Annotated in this window: 1 protein-coding gene; it reads right to left on the bottom strand. The window is 51.3% G+C overall.

The window, feature by feature from the left end:
• Positions 1-180: 180 nt before the first annotated feature.
• Complete coding sequence (locus tag CWI66_RS17510; RefSeq protein ID WP_100732382.1) at positions 181-609, bottom strand: REP-associated tyrosine transposase; 429 nt, start codon at positions 607-609, stop codon at positions 181-183.
• Positions 610-1198: the final 589 nt, after the last annotated feature.

The raw sequence follows: 1198 nt of genomic DNA, 5'->3' as shown, positions 1-1198 counted from the left end.
GGCCGGATATAAGCGTGCAGTCCTCATCCGTGTCCATCTCATGGCTTGCTTGCTCAACGGGACGGGTCCATATAAGGGAGCTTTAGCTCGCGACGATTCAAGCACAGGTGCCTGCCCAGGTAATCGCCGCCCAATAAAATTGGCCTCCCACAGGTTGGTTTGGGCTGCTGCTCTACCCAGTTACAACCATATAGCATTCCAGTAGCTATAGGATTTGATATCGTCGACCAAATTGGCACGCAATGGATTGGCGACAATATATCTGGCCGCTGCTTTTAGGGCAGTTTCATCTCTAATCATTCGATCATGAAAGCCGTCCTGCCAAACGCTCTGTCCAATATCCAAAGACACATAGGTCTTGTAGCGTCTTACGGCCTCCGATAGCTGTTCATTTAATTGAAAAAGCCAATGAATGTGGTCTGGCATGACGACATAGGCGTAAGTAATGGTAAGAACTGACACACGTGGATGATAAAAGTGTCGAGCCGCATGACGGGCCCGGGAAAAAGTGGAAAAGACAGGTTGCCGACGCTGAGTGGTAATGGTCACCAGGTAGTAACTGTTGGGGATGGAGAGCCTGCCACGTCGCAGCTGATAACTTCTACTCATGTGGCCACTCTCCCTTTATGTGATTAACTTCATTTAAACTAGCATATTTTCGTTAATCGATTGATCGGTGACAGAAAGCGCAGGTGAGGCTGGAAGCTTCTTGTGGCTGGGAGCCTCTCGAGGGAGGGAGCTTTAGCTCGCGATGATTCCAGCACCCAGCTTGATATGGGTGCCTGCCCAAGCAATCGCCCAATGAAATTGGCCTCCCACAAGATAGCTTGAGTGGCTGCCCAAGCAATCGCCCAATAAATTGGCCTCCCACAAGATAGCCTAGGTGCCTACCCAGGCAGTCGCCCAATAAATTGGCCTCCCACAGGATAGCTTGGGTGGCTACTCTGGCTATAAGCCAATGAACTGGCCTCCCACAAGTTGGTTTGGGTGGCTGCTCTGGTATAAGTATAGCCAATGAATTAGCCAATAAGCCCAGCTGTGGCTGGAAGCTTCTTGTGGCTGGAAGCTTCTTGTGGCTGGAAGCTTCTTGTGGCTGGGAGACTCTTGTGGCTGGGAGCCTCTCGTGGGAGGGAGCTTTAGCTCGCGATGATTCCAGCACCCAGCTTGATATGGGTGCCTGCCCAAGCAATCGCCCAAT

Origin of the sequence: Halomonas sp. 141, from assembly GCF_002810305.1 — a bacterium.
Lineage (GTDB): Bacteria > Pseudomonadota > Gammaproteobacteria > Pseudomonadales > Halomonadaceae > Vreelandella > Vreelandella stevensii.
Note: the sequence above shows the minus strand (reverse complement) of the source record. Positions and strands in the feature narration are given on the sequence as shown.

Excerpts from the sequence above, each read along its gene's own strand:
- CWI66_RS17510 (WP_100732382.1), bottom strand. The coding sequence starts at position 609 with ATGAGTAGAAGTTATCAGCTGCGACGTGGCAGGCTCTCCATCCCCAAC.